This is a genomic window from Martelella sp. (assembly GCF_984369615.1).
The window spans coordinates 1-3,938 of sequence record NZ_CFHTCS010000382.1 but is presented as its reverse complement, the minus strand read 5'-3'; the positions used below and the strand labels follow the sequence as shown (position 1 = coordinate 3,938).

The following is a 3,938-nucleotide window of genomic DNA, read 5'->3' as shown; positions in this document are numbered from 1 at the left end:
ACTAAGATCAATGTTCTTGTTCAAAGCCATTCTCCTGAACAACACCCCACGGGCGCTGTATATCCCAAACAAACCTGATTATTCAAGTCTCTGCTGTAAATTTGAGCAGCACAATAAATGTTGAAAAAATAGGCCTGTTTTCTGGTTTTTCTGCGCGAAAAGAAGGCAACTGCCATAAAACATTCATCGAAGGCCGGCAACGCCCGGTTTTATGCGGCACACGGCCGATTCGCGCATTCTCCGGCGCCTGCCTTGCCCGGATTGTGGCCGGGCGACGTGCCGCGCCGTTGCAAAATGGGCTGCGTCCGGCAATAAAAAAAGCAGGCGGGCTTGCCGGAATTTCGTGATAAGGACATGTTCGAACCCGCTGATCCGCCGGAAACGGCGGATTCCGCACCGCCGAAACCGCTTCATGCCGCTTCGAGATGAGCAATGTCGACGATCAGCCCTCACCCTGAACGGATCTATCTTTTCCGGCACGCGCAGGCCGTCTGGCCGGAACCGACCATGCGCGACTTCGAGCGCCCCCTGTCAAAGCGCGGCGTCGATGACGCCGCCGACATCGCCCGCCGGATGAAGGCTGCGGGTTATGTGCCGGAGGTCATCCTGTCGTCGTCCGCGATGCGCTGCCGCCAGACCGCCGATGCGGCCTATCGCGCGCTTGATCGCATTCCCTCCTGCCGGTTCATCGATGATTTCTATCAGGCCGCGCCGGTCACCTATATCGAGGCGATTTCCGACCACGCCGACCGGCAGTCCGTGCTGATCTGCGGGCATAATCCCGGGATCGAGGAAACGCTTCTGATGCTCGTGGGCTACGAGGCCTTCAACGCCACCTGCCCCTATGGCTTTCCCACCGCCGGCATCGCCGTGCTCGACCATGCCGGCGCGCAGCATGAGGCCGGCGACGGAGCGCCCGAATGGAAGGTCACGGCTTTCCTGGCGCCGTGAACGAGCCGGCGGCATCCTGCCTTTCAACCCGGCCCGGCCCTGCCTATATTGCGGTCAGAACCGGAAAAGGAAGCCGATCTTCATGCCGATCCACACGTCGCTTGGCGACAATGCCCGCATAACGCTCGACACGATTTCCGATCGCGCATCCGATCTCATCCAGCCGACGCTGCGCCTGGGCGTCACCGGACTTTCGCGCGCGGGCAAGACCGTTTTCATCGCCTCGCTCGTCCACAATCTTCTCCATCGCGGAAGATTGCCGATGTTCGAGGCCATGCGTTCGGGCCGGCTTTCGAATGTCGGTCTCGACGAACAGCCGGACGACCAGGTCCCGCGCTTCGACTATGAGAGCCATATCGACCGGCTGGTGGATGACAGGATCTGGCCCGAATCGACCCGGGCGATCTCCGAATTGCGGCTGACCATCGAATATGAAAGCGCCAGCCGCTGGAATCGCATGTTCTCGCGCGGCAGGATCGCCGTCGATATCGTCGACTACCCCGGCGAATGGCTGCTCGACCTGCCGCTTCTCGGACAGGATTTTCGCACTTTCTCGGCCGAAACCGAAGCCCGCGCCCAAAGCGGCGCACGCGCGGCGCTTGCCCGTGACTGGCTGGCGGCTTGCAACGGCCTCGACTATGACGCCCCGGCAGACGAAAAAACGGTCAGGGCCCTGCATGAGACCTTCACGACCTATCTGACGGCATGCCGGGCCGACGAGCACTCTCTTTCCACGCTGCCACCCGGCCGGTTCCTGATGCCGGGCGATCTCGAAGGCTCGCCGGCGCTGACCTTCGCGCCGCTTGCCGGTCTTGGCGAGGGCACGCCGAAACGCGGTTCGCTCGCCGCCCTGATGGAGCGCCGTTACGAGGCCTACAAGTCCGTGGTCGTCAAGCCCTTCTTCCGCAATCACTTCGCCCGCCTTGACCGGCAGATCGTGCTGGTCGACACGCTTCAGGCGCTGAGCCGCGGCCCGGAAGCGGTCGCCGACCTGGAACGCGCGCTCTCCGAAGTCCTCGCCTGTTTCCGGCCGGGCCGCAATAGCTGGCTCTCGTCTCTGGTGCGGCGGCGCATCGACCGGGTTCTGATCGCCGCGACCAAGGCCGATCACCTGCATCACGAAAGCCATGACCGGCTTGAAAAGCTGACGCGTCGCCTCGTCGACGATGCGGCAAAGACGATCGGCGCGTCGGGCGCCGGCATCGAGGTGATGGCGCTCGCCTCCGTCCGAGCCACCCGCGAGGCAACGGTCGAAAGCGGCGAAAGCCTGTTGCCGGTGATCGTCGGAACGCCGATGGAAGGTGAGAAGATTGGCTTGGAAACCTTTGATGGAAAACGGAAAACGGCGATCTTTCCCGGCGACCTTCCGGCCAATCCGGATGCCTTTTTCCGGCTGTTGCGGCGCGGCGGCAAGGCGCCGGACAATCTGGCGGATATCAACGCCGTGCGCTTCCGTCCGCCCGAGATCGACATCGAGGGCCAGGAGGGGCCGCTTTCGATCCCGCATATCCGCCTCGACCGCGCCCTGCAGTTCCTTCTGGGAGACCGTCTGGCATGACACCCAATGATCCGCGCAAACCCGCAGTCTTCGACATTGAGGAAGAAGCGCGCGAGGCCGAAAACGCCCAAAGGCGAAAACCCCGCCATTTCGACGATCCCGACGTGAAGATGACGCCCGATGAGGAAGACCCCTTCCTGCGGGATGCGGAAACCATTGCCGCCGAAGAAGACGAGCCGCCGGTCGCGACCATGAAGAAGCGTGGCTTCTCCTTTTCGAAACTGGCCGCTGCCGCCTTCGGCATCGTGCTGTCGCTGGCAATCGGTCTCTGGATCGACGATCTGGTGCGCAGCCTGTTCGCTCGCGCCCCATGGCTAGGCTGGATCGCGCTTGGCGCCGTCATCGTCGGCGTTCTTGCCGCGATCGTGGTCGCGACGCGGGAGGCGATTGCGATCCTGAGGCTCGGCGCGATCCAGACCATCAAGCTGCGTCTCGCCGAGGCCCATGCCGGCCGCGACGCGGAAGCCGCCCGCAAGGCCGTGGGCGAGCTGGCATCGCTTGTCGCCGGCAAGGCCGAAACCGCCCGCGGGCGAAAGCGCCTCGGCGAACTCGACGAGACGATCATCGATGCCCCGCAATTGGTGGAATTTGCCGAGCGCGAGATGATGGCGCCGCTCGACATCAAGGCCCGCGCGCTGATCCTCAACGCTTCCAAGCGCGTCTCCGTGGTCACAGCCATCAGCCCGCGCGCGGCGGTCGATATTCTCTACGTCTTCTACGAATCGATCCGCCTGATCCGCAATATGGCCGAGCTTTACGGCGGCCGTCCGGGCTCGATCGGCCTCTTCCGGCTGATCCGCGACGTGCTCGCGCACCTCGCCGTCACCGGTTCGATCGCCGTCGGCGACAGTCTCGTCCAGCAGGTGCTCGGCCACGGGCTCGCCTCCAGGCTCTCCGCCCGGTTCGGCGAGGGCATGATCAACGGGCTGATGACGGCGCGCATCGGCATCGCCGCCATGGATCTCTGCCGCCCGATGCCGTTCACCGCCCTCAAGCGGCCGGGGATCGGCGATTTCATCAACGATCTCGGCCCCGGCGAAAAGCGCGACCTCTCAAATCCCTGACCGCCCATCCACCCGCATTGCGGGCAGAAGAACCAAAGCTTAACGTTTCCCCTTCATGCTTGCAGCTCAACCGAAACCAGACCTGCCACGCGCAGTTGCCCGGAAGCGCCAAGATGACACGACGGCCAGCACGCCTGTTCAGTTCCGCGATGATCGCCGCAACCCTCCTCGCGGCCCTGCCCGCAAACGCCGCCGCTGAAAGCCCCGACAGCGCCTTCTTCCGCCAGGTGGCAGGCAAATGGTCGGGGCCCGGCAAGATCGTCGAGGGCAAGATGAAGGGCACCCGCTTCCGCTGCGAACTCGACGGGCTTCCGATCGAAGGCGACAGGGACGGCTTCAAGCTTGACGGCAAATGTCGCGCTGGT

The 3,938-nt window shown here is 63.7% G+C and carries 4 protein-coding genes and 1 pseudogene; 4 read left to right on the top strand and 1 reads right to left on the bottom strand.

Going from position 1 to position 3,938, the window contains the following annotated elements:
• Window positions 1-82: 82 nt before the first annotated feature.
• Complete coding sequence (locus AC5DC2_RS20675; protein ID WP_491699844.1) at window positions 83-433, bottom strand: hypothetical protein; 351 nt, start codon at window positions 431-433, stop codon at window positions 83-85.
• Between AC5DC2_RS20675 and AC5DC2_RS20670 the strand changes: the two genes are divergently transcribed.
• From AC5DC2_RS20670 to AC5DC2_RS20655, 4 genes and pseudogenes are all read left to right on the top strand, one after another.
• Window positions 433-951 carry a SixA phosphatase family protein gene (locus AC5DC2_RS20670; RefSeq protein WP_491699843.1) on the top strand — a complete coding sequence of 173 codons (519 nt, stop codon included), beginning with the start codon at window positions 433-435 and terminating at the stop codon, window positions 949-951. The genes AC5DC2_RS20675 and AC5DC2_RS20670 overlap by 1 nt on opposite strands.
• 82 nt (window positions 952-1,033) lie before the next feature.
• A complete protein-coding gene (locus AC5DC2_RS20665; protein WP_491699842.1) occupies window positions 1,034-2,509 on the top strand; it encodes a YcjX family GTP-binding protein in 1,476 nt (491 codons plus the stop codon).
• The gene (locus AC5DC2_RS20660) at window positions 2,506-3,573 is read left to right on the top strand and encodes a YcjF family protein (protein WP_491699841.1); all 1,068 of its coding nucleotides are present in this window, start codon (window positions 2,506-2,508) and stop codon (window positions 3,571-3,573) included. Before AC5DC2_RS20665 ends, AC5DC2_RS20660 begins: the two co-directional genes overlap by 4 nt.
• Window positions 3,574-3,686: 113 nt before the next feature.
• Window positions 3,687-3,938, top strand: a pseudogene (locus AC5DC2_RS20655) (hypothetical protein); the annotation flags it as partial.

Excerpts from the sequence above, each read along its gene's own strand:
- AC5DC2_RS20670 (WP_491699843.1), top strand. The coding sequence starts at position 433 with ATGTCGACGATCAGCCCTCACCCTGAACGGATCTATCTTTTCCGGCAC.
- AC5DC2_RS20665 (WP_491699842.1), top strand. The coding sequence starts at position 1,034 with ATGCCGATCCACACGTCGCTTGGCGACAATGCCCGCATAACGCTCGAC.
- AC5DC2_RS20660 (WP_491699841.1), top strand. The coding sequence starts at position 2,506 with ATGACACCCAATGATCCGCGCAAACCCGCAGTCTTCGACATTGAGGAA.